This window comes from Sinorhizobium sp. NG07B (assembly GCF_002532005.1).
GTDB classification, from domain to species: domain Bacteria; phylum Pseudomonadota; class Alphaproteobacteria; order Rhizobiales; family Rhizobiaceae; genus Sinorhizobium; species Sinorhizobium fredii_C.
Window position 1 is genome coordinate 25897 of record NZ_NWTD01000016.1, and the last position, 19738, is coordinate 45634.

Annotated in this window: 19 protein-coding genes and 1 pseudogene; 8 read left to right on the forward strand and 12 right to left on the reverse strand. The window is 58.3% G+C overall.

Annotated elements, in window-relative coordinates; all coding sequences use genetic code 11:
* Positions 1 to 457 precede the first annotated feature (457 nt).
* Complete coding sequence (locus CO664_RS27125; protein ID WP_097540466.1) at positions 458 to 1171, forward strand: GntR family transcriptional regulator; 714 nt, start codon at positions 458 to 460, stop codon at positions 1169 to 1171.
* A gap of 661 nt (positions 1172 to 1832) precedes the next feature.
* On the opposite strand, the gene ugpC is transcribed toward CO664_RS27125, so the two are convergent.
* From ugpC to CO664_RS27155, 5 genes are all read right to left on the reverse strand, one after another.
* The gene (gene ugpC / locus CO664_RS27135) at positions 1833 to 2999 is read right to left on the reverse strand and encodes a sn-glycerol-3-phosphate ABC transporter ATP-binding protein UgpC (RefSeq protein WP_097540467.1); all 1167 of its coding nucleotides are present in this window, start codon (positions 2997 to 2999) and stop codon (positions 1833 to 1835) included.
* Between the two features lie 74 nt (positions 3000 to 3073).
* Positions 3074 to 4099 (reverse strand): Gfo/Idh/MocA family oxidoreductase, encoded by a 1026-nt coding sequence (locus CO664_RS27140; protein WP_097540468.1) that lies wholly within the window; start codon positions 4097 to 4099, stop codon positions 3074 to 3076.
* A gap of 29 nt (positions 4100 to 4128) precedes the next feature.
* Positions 4129 to 4959: a carbohydrate ABC transporter permease gene (locus tag CO664_RS27145; protein ID WP_097540469.1), complete on the reverse strand. Its 831-nt coding sequence runs from the start codon at positions 4957 to 4959 to the stop codon at positions 4129 to 4131.
* Between the two features lies 1 nt (position 4960).
* Positions 4961 to 5890, reverse strand: coding sequence for a sugar ABC transporter permease (locus tag CO664_RS27150; protein ID WP_097540470.1), 930 nt, complete (start codon positions 5888 to 5890; stop codon positions 4961 to 4963).
* 71 nt (positions 5891 to 5961) lie between these two features.
* A complete protein-coding gene (locus tag CO664_RS27155; RefSeq protein ID WP_097540471.1) occupies positions 5962 to 7419 on the reverse strand; it encodes a sugar ABC transporter substrate-binding protein in 1458 nt (485 codons plus the stop codon).
* A 250-nt stretch (positions 7420 to 7669) separates the two neighbouring features.
* Here CO664_RS27155 and CO664_RS27160 point away from each other — a divergent pair, with 250 nt between their 5' ends.
* Positions 7670 to 8920: an ROK family transcriptional regulator gene (locus CO664_RS27160; protein WP_097540472.1), complete on the forward strand. Its 1251-nt coding sequence runs from the start codon at positions 7670 to 7672 to the stop codon at positions 8918 to 8920.
* Between the two features lie 42 nt (positions 8921 to 8962).
* On the opposite strand, the gene CO664_RS27165 is transcribed toward CO664_RS27160, so the two are convergent.
* Positions 8963 to 9142: a hypothetical protein gene (locus CO664_RS27165; RefSeq protein WP_097540473.1), complete on the reverse strand. Its 180-nt coding sequence runs from the start codon at positions 9140 to 9142 to the stop codon at positions 8963 to 8965.
* Positions 9143 to 9404: 262 nt separating this feature from the next.
* On the opposite strand from CO664_RS27165, the gene CO664_RS27170 reads away from it, so the two are divergent.
* The 6 genes from CO664_RS27170 (at position 9405) to CO664_RS27190 (ending at position 14429) form a co-directional block, all read left to right on the forward strand.
* Positions 9405 to 9608: a cold-shock protein gene (locus CO664_RS27170; RefSeq protein WP_097528089.1), complete on the forward strand. Its 204-nt coding sequence runs from the start codon at positions 9405 to 9407 to the stop codon at positions 9606 to 9608.
* Between the two features lie 669 nt (positions 9609 to 10277).
* Positions 10278 to 10547, forward strand: coding sequence for a hypothetical protein (locus tag CO664_RS27175; RefSeq protein ID WP_097540475.1), 270 nt, complete (start codon positions 10278 to 10280; stop codon positions 10545 to 10547).
* Between the two features lie 76 nt (positions 10548 to 10623).
* Positions 10624 to 12123 carry a radical SAM family RiPP maturation amino acid epimerase gene (locus CO664_RS27180; RefSeq protein ID WP_097540476.1) on the forward strand — a complete coding sequence of 500 codons (1500 nt, stop codon included), beginning with the start codon at positions 10624 to 10626 and terminating at the stop codon, positions 12121 to 12123.
* A gap of 675 nt (positions 12124 to 12798) precedes the next feature.
* Entirely contained in the window at positions 12799 to 13140 is a 342-nt protein-coding gene (locus tag CO664_RS31425; RefSeq protein WP_234820032.1) for a hypothetical protein, read from the forward strand.
* A 3-nt stretch (positions 13141 to 13143) separates the two neighbouring features.
* Positions 13144 to 13650 carry a sterol desaturase family protein gene (locus tag CO664_RS31430; RefSeq protein WP_234820034.1) on the forward strand — a complete coding sequence of 169 codons (507 nt, stop codon included), beginning with the start codon at positions 13144 to 13146 and terminating at the stop codon, positions 13648 to 13650.
* Between the two features lie 392 nt (positions 13651 to 14042).
* A complete protein-coding gene (locus CO664_RS27190; protein WP_234820035.1) occupies positions 14043 to 14429 on the forward strand; it encodes a flavin reductase in 387 nt (128 codons plus the stop codon).
* Positions 14430 to 14561: 132 nt separating this feature from the next.
* On the opposite strand, the gene CO664_RS30890 is transcribed toward CO664_RS27190, so the two are convergent.
* From CO664_RS30890 to CO664_RS27220, 6 genes and pseudogenes are all read right to left on the reverse strand, one after another.
* Positions 14562 to 14999 carry a hypothetical protein gene (locus CO664_RS30890; RefSeq protein ID WP_176536690.1) on the reverse strand — a complete coding sequence of 146 codons (438 nt, stop codon included), beginning with the start codon at positions 14997 to 14999 and terminating at the stop codon, positions 14562 to 14564.
* A 39-nt stretch (positions 15000 to 15038) separates the two neighbouring features.
* A complete protein-coding gene (locus tag CO664_RS30895; protein WP_158254901.1) occupies positions 15039 to 15200 on the reverse strand; it encodes a hypothetical protein in 162 nt (53 codons plus the stop codon).
* Between the two features lie 164 nt (positions 15201 to 15364).
* A pseudogene (locus CO664_RS31605) lies at positions 15365 to 15548 on the reverse strand (hypothetical protein).
* Between the two features lie 654 nt (positions 15549 to 16202).
* Positions 16203 to 17708, reverse strand: coding sequence for an ABC transporter ATP-binding protein (locus CO664_RS27210; RefSeq protein ID WP_097540480.1), 1506 nt, complete (start codon positions 17706 to 17708; stop codon positions 16203 to 16205).
* Positions 17709 to 17727: 19 nt separating this feature from the next.
* Complete coding sequence (locus CO664_RS27215) at positions 17728 to 18654, reverse strand: ABC transporter permease (protein WP_097540482.1); 927 nt, start codon at positions 18652 to 18654, stop codon at positions 17728 to 17730.
* Between the two features lie 3 nt (positions 18655 to 18657).
* The gene (locus tag CO664_RS27220; RefSeq protein ID WP_097540484.1) at positions 18658 to 19734 is read right to left on the reverse strand and encodes an ABC transporter permease; all 1077 of its coding nucleotides are present in this window, start codon (positions 19732 to 19734) and stop codon (positions 18658 to 18660) included.
* Positions 19735 to 19738: the final 4 nt, after the last annotated feature.

Consider the following 19738-nt stretch of genomic DNA (forward strand, 5'->3'; position numbering starts at 1 on the left):
TGTTCGCTCTGCTCATCCAAGACTACCGCGGCGAAAAGTGAATGCACGGGCAACAATAATCAAGCAACATGTAAAATATATTTTTGAATATAATTCCTCAAACTGCGGCCTTTGCTCCGCTAAGCATACCAATCTTCCGATATTTAGTCTCGCCTCAATCCAAGTCCTCTTGAGCTGCACACCATGCCTCCGTATTTTTCCCGCCATCTATCAGCTGGCGTGGCCTCAGTGATTGGAGGAACACGCTGTCGAGCTGGGCCGGATCTCGGATGCCCAGGTCCAGCGAAGCAGTACCGCTGGTGACCGCCGAACATCTGAAAAGCACGCGAAACTTCGTCAAGGTCGTGCCAACGGCACGCTTGCTCGACCCGCCATTATGTGAAATGTGACCCAACAAGCTTGTTTCTGGCATCCTGCAGTAGATTGTCAAACGACATCGACAAAGGAGAGTGCGAAGATGTGGGTCTGTGATCATGCCGCCCAATGTCGTGGAATTGAGCCACCAAGAACGCGCGGAAAAGCGGATGCGGCCTATGATGCAGTAGTTCACTTGCTGTACAGCTACGGGCTTATGCCGGGGCAACAGCTGAGTGACGTTGAGTTATCGGCCAAACTCAACATTGGAAGAACTCCGGTACGCGAAGCACTTATCCGACTTGCAGCTGAGGGAAAGGTCATATCCATCCCCCAAAAGGGCTACTTCACGAGGCCCCTCACCGAATGGGCCATAGCGGACTCGTATGCTGTGGCACGAGAAATCCTAGCCTTCGCACTCGCCCGCGCAGAGCCTCAGGCTCGCTACCAACCGGCATCTTGTGAAGCATTGTCATCGGCCGAACCCGCGCGCCGAGCGGAAGCGATCTTCACTGAAATCGGCCAGAGGGCATCGAATTGTGAGATGTGCAAGATTATCGACAAATTCTGTTTTTGCACGCACCCCTTACGCGTGGAAATAACCGCGTCAGAGCATTCCCACTCATTCAGGAGAAGCCTCGCAACGCTGAAGGATGCGATGCCGCAGCTAGGCAAAGCAACGAGCGTGGTGCAATCCGCATTGATGAGCCACCTTGATTTCGAACAACGCGCTCTAACACACGTTTTGGGCGTTGTGAATGGTCGATCATTGAATGCATCCATCTATAGCGAGCAGTTCATGAGCGTCCAGCGATGACTTCTGCCAGAGCTATTCCCAATTGCCCTGCCTGTGCTATGGCAGCGCACGTTTGGTCCAGCATTGGGTATGATGGTGCTTCCGGCGCGGGGGTTGTGATTGCGCTTGCAAAGGTGTGCACGTGAGCTAACCCGAATGAGAAAAATTCCGTCTGCCAATTATGGCAGCGTGCAGTCTATCTAGATGAGATCCGCCTTCTTGAGCGCCTCCTCCAACGAGGTCGCCCCAAGTAAGACAAGGGCTCGATCCAAGCACAGATTGATCTCTGCTTCGCTTTTTCCCTCGAGTAAGGCGATCTCGGAGACGCTCCTGCCCAGCGATATCCACCTAAGGCACGATCTTTCAAAGGGCGGAAGTTTCCACGTCGTCATAAACACCCAAATTCAGTCTGTTACCTCGTCATCGGAACCTGTTCTCGACTTTTGCAACGAAAGCTCAAAACTCGTCGTTAGCCATGAGCAGGAAGAACTTCCCAAAGGTCGACACGTATCTCACACGCTACTCCCCATGATGTTGCTGATGAGGTCCGGAACCGCTCGTCCCCGAAATGCTGAACCAAAAAAAGGGCTGCCGTCGGGACCTGATCGACGGCAGCCAAGGCGCCCTGGGAGGGTCGGGAAACGATTGTAAAAGCGAGTCGGTGCTTGATCTTCCATCCGGATCAATCGCGAATAGCAGTTCCTGTCGACGGGTCGAACCAATGCAGCTTTTGCAAATCCACTGTCAGCGGCAGTCGCTGATTGGGCGCCGGCGTCGCTGCCGGCGGGATACGCGCCACCAGGCGATTGGTGCCCTTGCGATTGAAATCCTCCGGCTCCTCGGCGCCGTTGACATCGACGGGCGGGGACGCGATGTCGAAGAAGACATAGGTGTCGGCCCCGAGCGCCTCGGCGACCGGGACTGGCTCGTTGAACAGCGCCTCAGCTTCGGGACACACCAGAAACATCTCCGGTCGTATTCCGACGACGACCTGGCGTCCGCCATAGGCAGACAAGGCAGCGCTCGCGGGAACCGGAAAACTGATCCCGGTCCCCGCGATCGCCGCGCGCAGGCCTGCCCCCTCCGCCCGGAGTTCGGCCCGCACGAAGTTCATCGCCGGCGAGCCGATAAAGCCTGCGACGAAGATATTTGCCGGCCGGTCATAGAGCAGCTGCGGCGTGTCGATTTGCTGCAGATTGCTTTCGCCGGCGTTGCCGACGGGCTTGAGAACCGCGACCCGGTCGCCCATCGTCATTGCCTCGACCTGGTCGTGGGTGACATAGAGCGTGGTGACGCCGAGGCGCTGGTTCAGGAGCTTGAGCTCGGCACGCATCTGGACCCTGAGCTTGGCGTCGAGATTGGAGAGCGGCTCGTCCATCAGGAAGGCCATGGGATGGCGGACGATGGCGCGGCCCATCGCCACGCGCTGGCGCTGGCCGCCCGACAGCGCGCCGGGTTTGCGCTGCAGATAGCGTGTCAGGTCGAGCATTTCGGCCGTATCGCGGACGAGCTTTTCGATCTTGTCCTTCGGCATCTTGCGCTGCTGCAGGCCGAAAGCCATGTTTTCGTAGACGGTCATATGCGGATAGAGCGCATAGTTCTGGAACACCATGGCGATGTCGCGGTCCTGAGGCTCGGTGTTGGTGACATCCTGATCGTCCATCAGAAGCCGGCCGCTGTTCGGCGTCTCCAGCCCCGCCGCCATCCTGAGCAAGGTGGATTTGCCGCAGCCCGAAGGTCCGACCAGCACGACGAACTCGCCGTCGGCAACCGTGTAGCTCACATTGGCGACGGCGACGGTCCCGTCTGAAAAGATTTTTCCAATCCCGTCGAAGGTCATGGACGCCATAATAATTCTACTCCAAGCATCAAGAGGCGAGGCAACTATCCTCCGGACCGGAATGCCTCGTGAGGGTTAAAACATCAGCCGATGTTCACGGGTTTGCTGTTGGCGACCGACTCCTCGATGGCGGCTAGAACCTTTGTGTTGGCGAGGCCATCGTTAGCGTCCGCGAGCAAGGGGACGTCGCGCACCACGCTATCGACGAAGCGGGCGATGGACTCCTGCACGAAGCCTCCGATCCGGGTTGTGCCGGTGGGCGTTACGCCGATGTAGTCGTTGTATCTCAGGCCGCCTTCCATGACGCGGCGAAGACCGCCGTTATGGGTTGGATCCGCCTGGATCTGGCCCTTCTCGCCGACGAACTCGATTTTGAAATCGACAAGAGACGGGTTGTCACGCGAGAGGATCCAGCTGTTCTCCATGGTCACGACCGTACCCTTTGAAAACTCCAGGATCGACACGTGGAAGTCTTTTGTATCGACGCCTCCGGCTGACAATGTGCCTGAACGGGCAACAGCGTAGACGCGGGTAACCTCGTCGGCGAGGATGAAGCGCAGGACGTCGACGAGATGACTGCCCAGGAACCAGAGCGCTGAAGACTTCGCAGCCCAGCTCAGCATCTGGAACGGCACGAATGTCGTGTTCGAAAGCCGCGCGGTGCCATGCTTTGCCAGTCCGATCTGGCCGTCCTGGATCATGTCACGAAGCTGGGACAGGATGGGGTTCACACGGTTGTGGAAGTCGATCATCAGCTTGCCTTTGGACGTCGCCGCAGCTTCGGCAATGTCTTTGGCTTCTTTCACTGTCGTCGCCAAAGGCTTTTCACTCAGGACATGCTTGCCAGCCCTGAGCGCCGCGAGGATGATCGGCGTGTGGGTGAAGTCGGGTGTTGCCACCGACACCGCATCAATATCGTCACTGGCAATCAGCTTCTGATAATCGGTGAAGGCCTCAGCTGCGCCGAAATTCTCCTTCATCTTGAACGCCCGGCCCTCATCGAGGTCGCAGACGCCGACGAGTTCGGTTTCCGGCAGGACGTTAAAGGTGTGGGCGTGGTTGTTGCCCCAAAGGCCGGCGCCGATGACGCCCATGCGAAGTTTGCTCATTCAATTCTACTCCATTCAAAAGGGGGCGATCAGCCTTTCACCGAACCGAAGGTGAGGCCTCTGACGACGTGGCGGTCGAACACCAGGAAGATTATCATCGGCGGGATCATCGCGAGCACCGCGGCCGCGGCGATGTAGTTCCAGGTCACGCCGCTGGTGGCGAAATATCCCAGCGTCCCTATCGGAAGCGTGGCGGTCGAGCGCGAGCTCAGCACCAGCGGAAAGGCAGCATTGTTCCAGGCGAACACGAAGGCGAACATCGATGTGACGATGATGCCGGGGCGAACGATCGGAAGCGTGATCCGCCACATGATCGTATACCAGCGGGCCCCGTCGACGCGGGCGGCTTCCTCAAGTTCAGCCGGAACTTCGTCGATGAAGCTCTTCATCAGCCAGACCGAGAACGGGATCGTCAGCGTCTGCAGCACCAGCACCATCGAAAGGTAGGAGCCCTGCAGGCCGATCCGGTTGATCAGCACAAAATACGGGATCAGGAAGGCAATCGGCGGCGCCATCAACAAGCCGAGATACCAGAGCATGATGTTCTTCTTGCCGCGCAGCTTGAAACGAGAGAGCGCATAGGCCGCCGGAACCGAGAACGGCAGGTTGAGCAGCACGGCGCCAATGGCCACGATGAGAGAGTTCACCAGTTGCGGCGCATTGGTGCCTGGGTCGACGAGAATATGCCTAAAGGCATCGTGTGTCGGCTCGAAGGTGAGCTCCGGCGGCATCGCGAACGCCGTTTCGGCTGGACGGATGGCGAGCGCCAGGAACCAGATGATCGGTCCGATGAAGACCGCCAGGAACAGGAGGCCAGCAGCATAGGTAAGCGCAGTGTAGAACGTCGTGCGTCTTGACATATCACCACTCCTCATTGCGGAAGGCGAAGAACACGTAGAGGGCGACGATGATGTTGATGATCAGCACCGTGATCCAAGTCATCGCGCTGACCAGCCCGACATTGAAGTTCACCAGGCCCTGCTCGTAGAGCGAATAGCCGAGCGTGCGCGTCGAAGTCCCCGGTCCGCCGCGAGTCAGTACCAGCACGGTGTCGAAGGTGTTGAAGATCTGCATGAAGCGCAGCATGACGATGATGATCGCGGTGCGCCGGATCAGCGGCAGCTTGATGCGCATCAGGATCGTCCAGGCCGAGGCGCGATCAAGTCTGGCTGCCTCGATGATCTCGTCGGCGACGGCGAGCAGGCTCGCATAGAGAACGATGGCGAAGAAGGGCGTCCACTGCCAGATGTCAACGAAGAGGATCGCGGCGAGCGCCGTCGAGGGCGAGCCGAGAATACCTTCCGCCGGAATGGGCAGCGAAAGAGACTGCAGAACCCAGGTCACCAAGCCGCCGCCGGGATCGTAGAGATAGCGAAACAGAAAGCCGACGACGATCGGCGCGATCGTGGTTGGCAGGATCAGGAGCGCGCGCACGACATTCATGCCGGGCAGCGCCTTGAGCAGGACGAGTGCAATTGCCAGCCCAAGCCCGAACTCGATCGCGGTACCGAGGACCGACAGGATCAGCGTGTTGGTGAGCGCCGCGCGGAAATCGAAGGCATTGAGGGCCTGGACGTAGTTGTCAAAGCCGACGAACGCCAAGGGCTGCGGCCCGACCTGCAGGTTCCAGAAATAAAAGCTCGATTTGAGCGCAAAGAGCAGCGGGTAGGCGATCAGCGCCAGCAGCATGATGACCGAAGGCGCGATCAGCAGGTAGGGCAGATTTCGCCGGATAAAGCTTATCCGGGCAGGCGCAAGCGCCTGTGGCATGCGAGCAGTTCTAGAGTGCATTTCAAGGTCCAGTTCTTCTTCACTCGGCTTGCCGGCGCGAACGTTGCCGCGCCGGCACGAGGAGAACTCTATTACGCCTTGCTGAGCGTGCTGATCAGGGTTTTGGCCCCGTCGAGCGTGTCCGTGAAGCTTTCCTTCTGATAAGGGATCATCAGATTGCCCTTGAGGATGCTTTCGAACAGGCCGTTGGTACGCTCGAGCGCCGTCTTCGGGTCTTCAGTGCCGGTCAGGAGCTGGTTCAAGGTGAGGCCGAGTACGCTCTCGATGGCCGTGTAGCCAGGAACCGGCGGGCGGGTGATCTTGCCGTTGCCCTGCTTCATCATCGCGTACTGGACGTCGAGATAAGGATAGACCGCCTTCACCTCCGCGTCCTCGTAGAGCGAGGCGCGGGCAAAGTCGGAGAACTGGTAGTTGAGGTCCGGCCAGAGCGCCATTTTCTTCTGGGTCGCCTTCGACGTCGCCCATTTGATGAACGCGAAGCCCGCCTCCTGCCGCTCGGAACTCGAGGGGACGCCGAGGCTGTAGCCGCCGAGACTGACGGTCTGCGGCAGGCCTTCGGCCTTCGGCAAAGCAGCGGTTGCGTATTTGTCCATCACATCCGACTTCTTGCCGGTCATGTAGCCGGAATTCTTGACCAGGTAGAAATACGGCGTCCACCAGTAGAACATGCCGATATCGCCCTTGGCAAAGCGGGTGCCTGCATCGAACCAGACGTAATTGATCGCCTCGGGCGGCGAGAGCTTGTAGAGCTGCCGGTAGATCTCCACCGTCCTTATCCAGGCCGGACCGGTCAGTTCCGGCGAGAAATCCCACGGAGCGCCCGGGAAGGATTTGAACCAGTTCGCACCATGGCTCACCGAAAGCTGGGTGAACATATGGGTGATCGGCGAGGGTTGCGAGCCACAGACCACCGTCGGGAACAGCGGATTGCCGCCGAACGACTTGCCTTCGAGCGCCTTCAGCGTCTCTAGGTATCTCGACCAGGTCCAGTCTTCCGAGCTCTCGGCCGGCGGCACGGCGATGCCTAACTCATCGAAGATGTCCTTGCGGTACATGACGCCCTGCGCATAGGCCGCAACCGGCAGCGTGCCGATCTGCCCGCGCCACATGTTCGAAGAATAGAGAACCTCGGGAATGAAGTCTGACAGATCGATGTCGCTGTCCTTGGCAATGAAGTCGTTGAGCGAAATAATCCAGCCATTGTCGAGATACTGACCGAGCCACATCTGATCGACGGCGATGACGTCTGCATCCGACGTCTTGGCGACGAAGGCCGAGACGAGGCGGGTCTGCAGCGCATCATAGGAGAGGCTTTCCAGCTCGACCTTGATGCCGGTCTCCTTCTCGTATTCAGGGATCATCGCTTTCATCGCGAAGAAGAACGGGTCTTCGACAGACAGTACCCGTACCGTGCCGGCGGCGGCTGCACGCCGTGGCGCCACAAGCGCGCCGACGCCTGACGCCAGGAGCGCCGCGGCGGACGCCGACTTCAGCATGTTCCGGCGCGACATGTTTCCGATATATGTCATGAATGTCTCCTCCTCAGTTATCTGTAATCCAACCTCAATCGATTTTCGGACGCGTTTGGCGCCCTGCTCGACGTAGATTGTTACCCCTCGTCTGCCGTTTTGCAGCAGTTAGTTTGTACTTCGCACAAACTTATGCTACTGTCAAGAAGTCGCCAAACCGCGCTGGGTCCTCGTGTGTGCGCGCAGGCTCCGTCTGGTCGAGCAAGCGCTCACAGGCTAGAAAGACCAGCTGCCAAATCGGAGATGCAAGTTGAAATTCGAGAATCAACCACCTTATTCGCTGGGGCAGCGCAGTCCTTCCCACAAGGACGCTGGCGACGGTGGCAACGTGACGCTTGTTTCACAGTCGACGCTGGGCGAGATCAATCGTGGCCGAGTGCTGCAGGCCCTGTACGACCACGGCCCCAAGAGCCGCGCGGAGCTTGCCCGTCTGGCAGGCGTGAACCGGACGACGATAACCGGCATCGTCCAGCCGATGATTGAAGAGAGCCTGCTCGTCGAAGGCGACGCGGTCCCCTCCGACTTCAAGGGCGGCAAGCCGGCGCGTCCGATCTATTTCAATCCGGAAGCCCCGATGCTCGGCGCCGTGCTTCTCTTGCCGGGCAGAATCCAGACATGCCTGGTGACTTTGAGCGGCGAGATCAACGCGCTCACCAAGGCAGAATTCGATCCGCATGGAGACAGGGATGTGTTCCTGGCGATCATGAAGGAGACCTTGTCGGCAACGCTGTCCCAAGCCCACCAGGCGCCGTTTGGAATTGGCATTGCCTCGGGGGGAATGATCGACAGCGATAACGGTGTGATCCTTGCCGTCAATCTCGCGCCGGTTCTGAGCGGTCTGCGCCTGGTCGACATCCTGCAGAATCATTTTTCGCTTCCCGTGGTCATCGATCACCACCCCCGCGCACTCCTCGTCGGCGACCGGTGGTTTGGACCGGGACGGGGCCAGCAGACGTTCGCGGCAATCTACACCGGTGAAGTGTTGGGCGGAGCCTTCTACATCGACGGACGGGTTTATCGGGGGCTTGCCGGCTCCGGAGGCGAACTTGGCCATACGGTGGTCCAGATAGATGGCGAGCTCTGCAACTGCGGCAAGCATGGATGTTGGGAAACCGTCGCCGCCCTGCCCTGGCTACGGCGAGAAGCGGCTCGACTCGGTTTGGCGAATCCCGAAGGTGTCACCTCCGCTCGCCTCGTCAAAGAGGCCGCCGAAGGATCGGAGGCCGCCGATGTTCTGCTCGATCGCTATACTCGCAATGTCGCGTTCGGGATCCTCAACCTGCAACAGACCCTGTCGCTCAACTCCTATGTCCTGCACGGCGACATCGCAGGTGGCGGCCCAGACGCCGCCGCACGCGTCAGGCAGCATGTCGAACGCCTGGTCAGGAAGCGGCCAAACCAGGAGATTTCCATTACGGTGAACGGGATCGGAGAAGGTCACACCGCGTTACGGGGGGCCGCAGGCCTGGTCTTGTCCAGTCATCTCAAGTTGGTAATCTAGGCAGGACAAAGATCGCGAGGTCAGCCGGGGGGAGCGGTGCCGTCATGCACTTGTTGCGGCCTCGACCACCGGTCTCACGTCGCCGGGCTTCAACAGATCCATCGGCCGGCGGTCATTCAAGCGCGCATCCGGATTGACAAGGAAGTTGAGGACCGTCCCATCGTCATGCGTAGGGTTGCTGTCGCGCGAGACCACGATACGGATGAACACCATATCGGCCATGGTATCGCAGCAGAATAGGTGCCGATGAAACTGTTGGAACCTCGTCGCCCCTAAACCAAGCGATGGTCCCCCGCGTCGTCACCGGCAACCGCGTAACCACTGATCCTTTCGGCCGACACATGATGAACCTCTGGACGCCTCCATTTGCGTGAGTGGTCCGATGTTCGGGACAAGATCAGGATCAAACAGATTGCGGGCGACACATTGCCGGCTTAAAGCTCTTCAAGCGGCAATCAGCCGTGAAAGCGTCGAGGATATGCTCATGGCCACTGGCACGGTTAAGTTTTTCAATGGAGACAAAGGATTTGGCTTCATTACACCCGAAAATGGAGGGGCTGACGTGTTTGTGCATGTGTCTGCCTTGCAAGGTGGCAGTTCGCTGAGCGAAGGACAGAAAGTGAGCTACGACCTAGGTCAGGATCGCAAGACCGGAAAATCGAAGGCAGAAAACGTTCGCGTTCTTTAACTGAGATCGTCCAATTGGTGGATCGGCCGCGGAGGCCGGTCCTTGTTCTGGGAACGAGATCTTCGACCGCTATGGGATCTAACCGTCGACCCGTAGGAGCCTTCGCGGCGACCGTTGGCTGACGGCCCATGGCGTGGGCAGCGGCCCCTTCTTTTGGTCCCCGCTCTGACGTCTTGCTCCTCGTCCCCCGCTCGGCTCGATAGCTACTTATTCAGTCTCGGGCTTGCCACAGGCTCGCGCGCGAATCCCTTGAGTGCTTCCCTGCTGCGATTCTTATGTGGCCTCCCACGGAACGTATGAAATCGCTACCCTCCAGAATGGTCGACGGACGGCAAGCATCAGCGAGAGGAATTCGTGCGTCAGATGAAATGTCGTCCCCGCCACCCGATCGATGCTGCGCTGGGGAATCCACCAGGGGTCTCCACAACTGAGCTGGCGCCGCAGAGCGCTGACTGAAAGAATGCTCGGTTGGCGACATTTTGGACAGTCCAATCGTCGGGTTCGGGAGCCAAATGTCGGCAAGTTGACAATGTATACGGTCAGACAAGGCGCAAAATCAGAGATCTCAGATTGGTACGCCGCTTGCCTCGTTCATGGCATCATTCACTTGAGCGTTTGCGAGAGCAAGATGGGTAGCGTGGCAACATTGAGTAAAGGCGGAAATCAGCTATGCCGCAAACTGATGTAGAGCGATTCGTCAACGACTTAGGGAGAAAAGTGAGCCTGCTTGAAAACGTCAAACCAACTGCTACAGGCCTTGCATCGATCGCGGCGGTCGGAAAGAGCCTCGACTACAACATCACGCCTGATGAGGTGAAAAGTTACATACGGTTAGCCAACCCACAGAAGGTAACCAGTAAGAGGATCGGCGCCGAGGAAAAGTTGCCTGGCTTCGCCGCGGTCGTTGTAGCTGTTGTAGTTGTTGTTGTGGTGGTGTGATTCTGGCTCTGCCGGCATCGAGTTCGCCGAGCCGGTGCCAAGGGAACATGAAAGCCATCCTCATCGAGAATGAAACATGACATCAGGCCAGCAAGATATGCCTTCAGGGGCCTACTCGTACCCTCGGGGCGAACACTGCCGACCGAATATTGACCGGCGCACACCGGAGCAACGGCGCACGTTGTCACACGTCAAGCGCTTCATGGAACGGCTGTCTGGTGACATAAAGTTCCGCAGGGCGCTTTCGGAGAACGTCGACGCGCCTGGAGCGGTATCAGAGCGCTACGGCATCGAAGTTGACCCAATGGAAATGCTGCCGCTCTGGCGCAGTGACCACCTGAAATATCGCTTCAAGCCTGAGTCTGCCCCCTGGCCATTGGCTATGATGTGGGATGACCATATCCGCGAGATGTCGCGCCATCGCGACCGCCTACGCATCGAAGGCGATATGTCGAAGATCAACCTTCGATTTCATGCCTGGCGTGAGCGGCAGATGCGGCGCTGCAACGAAGAATTGGGCGGATCGGCGCCGTCGATCACGCACCCCGTTATCGCCTTCGAGCTGAGCGAAGGTTGCACCGTCGGCTGCTGGTTCTGTGGCCTCTCGGCCGATCGCTTTAAAGGCTTTTATGACTACAACGAAGAGCATGCAGAGCTTTGGCGCGGTGTAGTTGGTGTTGCAAGCGAGATGTTTGGTTCGGCAGCCCGCACTGGTTTCTGCTACTGGGCCACAGATCCTATGGACAACCCGCACTACGATCAGTTTCTGTACGACTACTATCAAATCACCGGGGCATTGCCGCAAACATCGACGGCCGCCCCGCTCAAGGATGAGGCCCTCACCAGGCGCGTGCTCAGACTCTTCGACCGTTACGGCGCTACTACCAATCGCTTCTCTGTGCTGAGCACAGCGCATCTCAATAAGATTCACATGGCGTTTTCGCCTGAGGAGCTGCTCGGGGTCGAACTCATCCTGCAGGGCAAGGAGGCGCCGACCGCGAAGGCTTTCACCGGGCGGGCACGCGCGCGCAAGCAGAAGCTCAGGGTAGCCAACGAAGGTGATGCAATCGCCTTGCCGGAGGGCTATCACACGACAATCGCCTGTGTTTCCGGCTTCCTCGTAAATATGCCGCAGGGACGTTCACAATTGGTGACGCCGGTACCGGGCAGTGAACGGTGGCCTCTCGGGTATCGCATTGTGGATCAACGTTTCTTCAGGACGCCTGATGAGTTTCGGGAGGGGCTGCAGAGCATGATGGATCAGCATATGCTCGAGAGCCCAGCCCCAGGCCTGCCAATTCGCTTCCGCAGCGGCCTGCAATACAGGCCAGGAAACGGGTACTTCGAGCTCCGGTCACGCAACATGGAACACAGGGTGCTCGACGATGTCGCTCCGATTTCCGTTGGCCAACTAATCGCGTGCGGCAACTGCACAGCCTCGGAGCTCGTTAGGCGGGTCGCGACGGACGGATCAAGCGTACTTGCGGTCGCCGACCTGCTCGAACAGTTATACGCGGCCGGGGTGATCGAAGAGGACCTCGATGACCGCTTCGCTTGGCAGAAGACGACGGGATGACGAGCCGCGTCGAAGAGGCCTGATGCGAAGGCCTTCGGGCGGGCATGGGTTCCCTCATTTGCCGGTGGGGCCCATTATCCGCACCGATCAGGTGAAAGAGTCGTCCCGTTCTACGGCGAGCTTCGTGGTGATGGCCGTGTCCTTGCGCTTCCACCACCATCGCAGTCAGTTTCCCGCGCGAGCATCGCATCGCTGGCTGCGCCTGCAACCCGCTGAACTACCATCAAAGGTACCAGCATCGCGATGTTCGCGACCTCGGTCCGCGGTTGATACCTCGTAATCAGCCAGAGGGCGTCCCGTCCCCAATACTTGGGAAAGTCGCGCAGGAGACCCGAACGAATACTGCCGTGACCGGGGATGGCTTGCGTCGCTTTGGTAGTATCCGTAGTCGACCAATCCAAACGCCTCCCGTAAGCCACCTCGTCTGCTGGGCTCCTCCAGCCATTTGGGCCACGGATGGGCGTTATCCAAACAATGGATTTTACCAAGGGCGAGAATACCGCATAGCGTCCTCGCGGTGCCCCGCCGTACGGCGGAATGATCACCGTTTGGATGCGTGCGAGGAATTTGCATGACGTGGCCATCGTGCTTTCTGCGCGGATACCGATCCCGGTTGGACTGCCCTCGTGACGAAGGCGACCGCGTTGATCAGAAAGATTCGCCGGAGCAGAACAAATGCACATTCTCGATGTTGATCAGATGATCCAGTCCTTTGTGAAATCGCTTGAGCTGGTTGTGATTTTCGCTACCTTTTGCGCCGCGCTGGAGCTAACTTTTCCGGCTTATCGCTACAGTTTTGCCTCATACGTTCGCGGCGTGCGGAATTGGATTATTCGTCTCGGATGGGGTGCCTTGATCTGGCACCTCTACGCCGTAAGCTTAGACTGGTTAGGGGTAAAGCCGCTCGTAACAATCGACTTCGGGACGTTGCTTCACTCTGAGAACGCAATAATTAACACTGGATTGGCCGTCCTTTCAGGGGTCTTGGTCGCAATTGCCGGCGACTTCTTTTACTAATGGATGCACCGCGCTCAGCATGCTGTTCCATTTCTCTGGCGCCTCCACGCTACTCACCACTCGATCCGCGAATTGACGGCATGGAATTGCAATCATCACATTACCGAGCCCCTCATTTACGCAGCGTTGGTAGCACTACCACTCGCGCTGATCCACTTCGAATCTGGCGTGGTGCCGGTTGTTGCCATGACCCTGATCACCTTTCAGGCGCATCTTTCACACTCTAGCACTCGCATCAATCTTGGGCCGCTTCGCTACATCATTGGCGATAATAAGTTCCACCGCATCCACCACTCGATGGAACCGCATCACCGGCACCGAAACTACGGGTTCTTTACAACCATCTGGGACACGATTTTTCTGACGGCATATTGGCCACAAAAGAATGAGTGGCCAGAAGTTGGCCTCCGAGACCAGCCCGAGCCGCTCACCGTGCGCGACTACATTATGTTCCCATTCGATCGACGTCGTTGGCGCAGAGCTAAAGTCGGAAGTGATGTAGGAGGTTGAATGCAGATCTACGCTTCGAATGCTGTCCAGATCCCAACATGTGCCTCATATCAGGCCCGAGACTTGAAGCGGGCACACGATGTTCGAGTCAAAGATTTCTGGCGAAGATGCTTCGGGCAAGTGTGACCACGACGTGTTCTGATATTCGCCTCCGAATCAAGTAGGTGGATTACCATCATCTGGTGTGGGTCGCGCAGCAAAGAAACGCATTCGGCCGCGAAGTGTCGCGGCGATGCGGCTGCCAAGTGATTTCACTTGTGAGTTGCAGGATTTCACATGGTTGATAGGTCCCAGTACCGAGACGCAATGGCAGGTCTGGCTGCGGCAGTTAATATCGTCACGTCGAACGGCGCTGCGGCCTTGCAGGATGTACAGTCTCCGCAGCCTGCTCGGTGACGGACGAGCCGCCGACGCTCCTCGTCTGCATCAATCGCTCGAGCGCCAACAACGAAATCATTCGCAAGAATGGAAATCTTTGTGTCAACGTTCTATCAGCCGATCAGCGTGACGTGGCGATGCAGTTTGCTACGAAGGGGCTGTCAGTCAGCGAACGCCTCGCCTGTGCTAAATGGAGTGTCCTTGAAACGGGCGCTCCGGTGCTCGATGGGGCTTTCGATTGTCAGATCGATTCTGCTTCCGAAGTGGGCACCCACACTGTTTTCTATTGCGGAGTGACGGCCGTTCGATATCAGGCCGGTTGTGATGGGCTCATATATTTCGGGCGAGACTTCCACCGCGTTGGCATCAGTGCTGCGCGTCTTGCCGAGATCCGGGCCTGAAGAAAATGGCAAGAGGGTCAATCGGAAGGTGCGCGCTCGCTTGCCGCCCCACCCGGAAGGCATTGGAGCGACGGCAAATGGCGGTCCTTCGCACTGATCCTTGCCCCAGTCGGGCAACTGCGTACCGCCGTATCAAACTGTTTTGGAACGGTCATGTCGTTGGGGGACCGCAAGCGCGGTCGACCAGAGGGACACCGGGTGCTGGATGTACAAACGGGAACAGATCATCCGCACGACGATCAACCGATACCACCTAACGCGAAACCGGCCGACAGTTTCGCAGCTGGTCCGGGATGTGCAAACAAACTGCATCTCGGTCGGCCTCAAGCCGCCGCATCGCGAACGATCAAGGCTCGTCTCGAGGAGATCGATCTGCAGAGGCGCGCCAAACGACGCGGCGAAACCGAGATCGTGAAGCAGACACAGGCCGTTGCTGGGGTGTTTGCCGCCTCCCGGCCTTTGCAGGTTGTTCAGGTGGACCATACGAAGTCGGACATCTTTGTCGTCGACGAGGAGGCAGCCGATCGGCCGGCCCTGGCTGACACTGGCGATGGATGTCTGCAGCCGCATGGTGACGGGATTTACCTGACGATGGACGCGCCCTCCAAATTATCGCCAAGTCTGTGCCTGCTGCACTCCGTCTTCGACGCCGCGACGAAACTTTACCGCTCGCCGCGTGGTTTCCTTGACGTCGATGGCAAAACCGGCTCGTTCGAGAACGGCCCCGCAGCTCACCCGCTTGCGCAGCACCTCTATCTCTCTTCTCTTCATTTTCCTTCCGATCGCCATGCGATCGGCCTCAGTGATGCTTCCCTGCCCGTCTGTTCAGGGGCGCCTTCGGCAGGCCGCGAAGACCAAAGGCCGAACGGGCGGGGCTGGCAATCGTCGGATCATGCAATGCTGCCGTCGCCCCGCGGCGCAGCTGCGGCCCGCGCTCAGCGGCACGCCAAGGCAGTTGCCGGTTCAATGAACCGGCCGAGGCGATCCGCCAGCTCGTCGTCGGTCTCGATCTCCTTGGAAGGACGGACGCCGTATTCGCCGTCGACTTCGAAGAGGGTGACCGGGACCATCAGGTCGCGGGAGAGCTGCAAGGCGTGCGAGGGAAAGATCGTGCAACATTTGAGAGGCTCCTTCGGGAGCGGGCCAATTCCCGCTCGATGGCTCCTCGAAAGGATTGGGCTCCGGGCGCGATCACCGCAACGCGAAGCGGAAGCGGCCGCTGCTTACCCCTCTCGGATTGATCGTGGAAGATCCGGAACCGGGCCAGGACGCCATCACAAGAGAGCGGGATTGGCTTGCTTCCGTTTGAGACACCGGTTACCGGACGATTTCGAGCTCGGTGCCAGGTCCTCGCCGCTGCCCAGCGGCAGATTACTGCTTGTCGTCGAACTAGCAGGCCACGTTGTTGGCGTCCCCCAATCCCGTTAAGCTGGTCGCCCAACTCTGGAATGAGATCCATTCGCCTTCGCAATGGCCTCGTCTACTGACTCGCATCGAGCAAGGCTAGCGCACGTTCCAGGCAAAGTTCGACCTCTGTAACGCTCGTCTCTCCAGAGGGCGATTTCGGTGAGCGTTTTGCGCCGAGAACCCAGCGCAGTCAAGTCATTCGAACGGTGGCAGCATCTTATGAATTCCCGCCGAAACTAGCAGCATCGATCGACGCCTGCGAGCGTCAGCCGATCGCGGCCGAGCTGGAGCAAGCTATTGCGCAACACCAGCAACATTATGGCGAGCAGAGGCCGTTATGTTTGCAAGCCGCTTCATCTAAGCTCGTCAGGCTGCACCGGCCATATGCCGGCCGATGGTTTGTTTGTCCGCTGTTGTGACGTCAACTTCGTAAACAAACCTGCCTTCGCTCATGACAACGATGCGATCGGCAAGATCAAACAGCTCGTCGAGATCTTCGGAAAGCAGGAGGACGGCAGCGCCGTTGTTGCGAGCGTTGACAATCCTTTCGCGAGTCTCCTCGCAGGCCTTGAAGTCCAAGCCGAAGGTGGGGTTTGAGGCAATGAGAACCTGCACCTCATTTGTCAGCTCGCGTGCCAGCACGGCCCGTTGCACGTTACCTCCGGACAGCGTGGTCATTTCGGCATCGAGACCTGCTGCCTTTACGCGGAACTGCTGAACAAAGTTCAGTGCTTGCTCTGCCATTGCTTTGCCGCTGATGAACTGACCGACGGCGACCGGCCTTCTGTCGAAGTTTCGCAGCGCCATGTTTTCCTGAAGCGACATGCGTGGAACGCAGGCATTCTTCAAGGGCTCTTGCGGAAGACCGTAGACTCCGAGATCGGCGATTTCTTTCCTGGTTCCATGGAAGGCTCTGCCGAATACTTTTACGACGCCCGAGCGATCTCGCTGCCCCATCAGGGCCTCGACCAATTCCTTCTGGCCATTCCCGGATACTCCGGCGACACCGACGATCTCGCACCTTCCAACATCAAGAGAAACGTTCTTGACTGCAGGCAAGCCGATATCCCCCAGCGCGGAGAGACCCTGGATTGAGAAATGGGTTTTGGAATATGTTGGATTCCGAGGCTTGGTGCTCTTTTTTTCCAAGGCATGGCCGATCATTGCCTCCGCCATCTCCGTTGTGGTCATTTCCGACACCCGGCCTGTGCAAACGGCCTGCCCCTTGCGAAGAATCGTCGCGTCCTCGGCGTAGCGGGTCACCTCTTCGAACTTGTGTGTGATGAGGATCGCGCTGAGTTCTCCGGTCCCAGTGAGCTGCCGTACGAAGCCCAGAACCTCCTTAGCCTCATCAGGCGTCAGAACAGAGGTAGGCTCGTCCAGTATCAGGAGGCGGCGACCGAGATAGAGTTGCTTAAACAACTCGACTTTCTGCTTCTCACCAGCAGACAATTGAGACACACGCACGTTGAGAGGAACGTGGAAAGGCATCGTCTTTATCAGCGCCTGCAACCGTTCGCCCGTCGAGTGCCAATCGATAAAGCGTGGCAAGCGTGCTTCGCTCACTACGAGATTTTCAGCAACGGTCATGGACGGAACTAGGGTAAAATGCTGATACACCATGCCTATCCCCAGGGCGTCAGCGTCTTTTGGCGTTGCGATATTGGCTCCTCGACCGTCAACCAAGACCGAACCTTCGTCTGGCTGGTAGAAACCGACAAGGCATTTTACGAGCGTACTCTTGCCAGCGCCATTCTCGCCTAGCAATGCGTGGACGCTTCCGGCCCTGACGGAAAGGCAAACACGATCGAGCGCCGTGAGCGTGCCGAACTTTTTGGTCATGTCCACCAGGTCCAAACTGATCGCATTCATTTTTGGTTTCCCTTCGCTCTTATCGGTGCAGACTAAGTTCACCCGGTGCGTCGGTGAACGTCTGAACTCGTGAGGTCGACGCAATCATGATCGCCAACGTCAGGACATATGGAGCCGCGTTGAAAAGATAATAAAAGCCGGTAATTCCCATTCCCTGGAGAGTAGGGCCAATTGCGCCAGCGCCTCCGAACAAGAGCGACGCCCACAGCGCCCTGACCGGGTCCCACCTCGCAAAAATCACCAAAGCGACCGCCATGATCCCCTGTCCACTGGACAAGCCTTCGCTCCAGCTGCCGGGATAAGAGAGGGATAGGAAGCTGCCGCCCACGCCCGCGAGAAATCCGCCGACACTCGTCGCGAGAATCCGTACTTTCATAACTGGAAAACCCAAGGCACGTGCGGCGTCCTCGCTGTCTCCAACAGTCCGCAGCATAAGGCCCCAACCGGTCCGGGTGAAAAAGAGGCGCAGCAAGAACGCCAGTGCCACTCCAACAAAGAAAAGCGCGTTTACATCGAGAGCGGACTGAACCTGCGGAATATCAGTCCAAAATCCCAAGGGAATTGTCGGCAGCGACGGCGCCTTCGGTTCGATGAATGGCTTACCCCAGAAGAAGGCCAAGCCGGTGCCAAGTACCATGAGACCGATACCGATTGCTGTGTCGTTGACCCGCCTTACGCTACAAAGGAGACCATGCAACGTGCCGAAGAGCATGCCCATCGCACCCGCGGCGAAAACACCAGCCCACGGCGATCCGGTAAGGAACGAAACGGCATAGGCGGACATCGCTCCCAGCACGAGGTTACCTTCAAGACCGAGATTGATTCGCCCCGATTTCTCAGTGATGCTCTCGCCGAGACTGACGAAGATAAAGGGAGTCGAGACCCGGATCGCACCCGCCAGGATAGCGAGCGGCAGAACGGTCCAACCAAGAGAGGTCATGTCCATGGCTCAGCTCCTCCCACCATCGCTGAGTTTACGAACCATCGCGTCGCCCAGCAGAACGCAGACGAAGATGATGCCTTGGTAGACCAGCACCGTAGCGTCCGGCAGGCCAAGGCGGCGCTGAAGGAGACTGCCGCTGGCTTGAACGCCGCCGATCAATATCGACACTGGGATAACGGCCAGGGGATAATGGCGAGAGAGGAAGGCCACAAGAATACCACTGAAGCCATAACCAACGTGCAGCGAGGAATTGGCTGTGCCTTGCACCGCCGCTACCTCGATGGCGCCTGCTAAGCCCGCCATTGCGCCACCGGCTGCGGCCGCCCCGATGATCCAGCGGTTGACCCGCAGGCCGATCATTCGCGCGACGCGTTCATTGCCGCCCACCACGCGAAGAGCGAATCCCCATTTCGTAAAGCGAATAACAACGAAGGCGATGAGGGCCATTGATGTAGCTATTAGCAGGCCGATATGAATGTATGTGCCTGGGATAGTCGGTAACATATAGCTAGCGTCGACCGGGTGCGTTGACGGTTTATCGAGGCTGGCCGGATCGCGAAGCACGCCCTCAACGAGTTGATTGAAGATTGCAAGGCCAATGTAAACGAGGAGGAGGCTCGTCATAGTTTCGTTAAGGCCGCGCCATTGCCGCAGCAGACCAACAAGCCCAAACCAGAAGGCTCCGACAACGCACCCTGCAAGGATCATTATTAACTGCATTGGAAGTGGTGGAGCTCCCACGAACGGCAGGGTGATGACGGCGGCCGCAAGCCCGCCGAGAACGATGGCTCCCTCCCCGCCGATGATGACCATACCGGCTTGCGCGGGTATCGCCACCGCAAGCCCCACGAGAATGAGCGGAGCCGCACGGGAAAGGGTGTCCTGCCAGGCGAAACCGCTGCCGAACCCCCCTTCCACAATGAAGGTGAAAACCTTCAGGGGGTCAAACCCATAGAGACCTACAAACATCGCAAAAATGATCGAGGCAACCAGGACGGTTCCCAGCTGGGCCGTCACCGCGACGTAATTTGGACTCCATTTTCGTGCTGGCACTGTCGTCAGCACTCGTGTCAGATCGACCATTGGA

What these genes read in the sequence shown, in the direction of transcription:
- CO664_RS27125 (WP_097540466.1), top strand. Translation starts at nt 458, where the DNA reads ATGTGGGTCTGTGATCATGCCGCCCAATGTCGTGGAATTGAGCCACCA.
- ugpC (WP_097540467.1), bottom strand. Translation starts at nt 2,999, where the DNA reads ATGGCGTCCATGACCTTCGACGGGATTGGAAAAATCTTTTCAGACGGG.
- CO664_RS27140 (WP_097540468.1), bottom strand. Translation starts at nt 4,099, where the DNA reads ATGAGCAAACTTCGCATGGGCGTCATCGGCGCCGGCCTTTGGGGCAAC.
- CO664_RS27145 (WP_097540469.1), bottom strand. Translation starts at nt 4,959, where the DNA reads ATGTCAAGACGCACGACGTTCTACACTGCGCTTACCTATGCTGCTGGC.
- CO664_RS27150 (WP_097540470.1), bottom strand. Translation starts at nt 5,890, where the DNA reads ATGCACTCTAGAACTGCTCGCATGCCACAGGCGCTTGCGCCTGCCCGG.
- CO664_RS27155 (WP_097540471.1), bottom strand. Translation starts at nt 7,419, where the DNA reads ATGACATATATCGGAAACATGTCGCGCCGGAACATGCTGAAGTCGGCG.
- CO664_RS27165 (WP_097540473.1), bottom strand. Translation starts at nt 9,142, where the DNA reads ATGGCCGATATGGTGTTCATCCGTATCGTGGTCTCGCGCGACAGCAAC.
- CO664_RS27170 (WP_097528089.1), top strand. Translation starts at nt 9,405, where the DNA reads ATGGCCACTGGCACGGTTAAGTTTTTCAATGGAGACAAAGGATTTGGC.
- CO664_RS27175 (WP_097540475.1), top strand. Translation starts at nt 10,278, where the DNA reads ATGCCGCAAACTGATGTAGAGCGATTCGTCAACGACTTAGGGAGAAAA.
- CO664_RS27180 (WP_097540476.1), top strand. Translation starts at nt 10,624, where the DNA reads ATGACATCAGGCCAGCAAGATATGCCTTCAGGGGCCTACTCGTACCCT.
- CO664_RS31425 (WP_234820032.1), top strand. Translation starts at nt 12,799, where the DNA reads ATGCACATTCTCGATGTTGATCAGATGATCCAGTCCTTTGTGAAATCG.
- CO664_RS31430 (WP_234820034.1), top strand. Translation starts at nt 13,144, where the DNA reads ATGCACCGCGCTCAGCATGCTGTTCCATTTCTCTGGCGCCTCCACGCT.
- CO664_RS30890 (WP_176536690.1), bottom strand. Translation starts at nt 14,999, where the DNA reads ATGCGGCTGCAGACATCCATCGCCAGTGTCAGCCAGGGCCGGCCGATC.
- CO664_RS30895 (WP_158254901.1), bottom strand. Translation starts at nt 15,200, where the DNA reads ATGAAGAGAAGAGAGATAGAGGTGCTGCGCAAGCGGGTGAGCTGCGGG.
- CO664_RS27210 (WP_097540480.1), bottom strand. Translation starts at nt 17,708, where the DNA reads ATGAATGCGATCAGTTTGGACCTGGTGGACATGACCAAAAAGTTCGGC.
- CO664_RS27215 (WP_097540482.1), bottom strand. Translation starts at nt 18,654, where the DNA reads ATGGACATGACCTCTCTTGGTTGGACCGTTCTGCCGCTCGCTATCCTG.
- CO664_RS27220 (WP_097540484.1), bottom strand. Translation starts at nt 19,734, where the DNA reads ATGGTCGATCTGACACGAGTGCTGACGACAGTGCCAGCACGAAAATGG.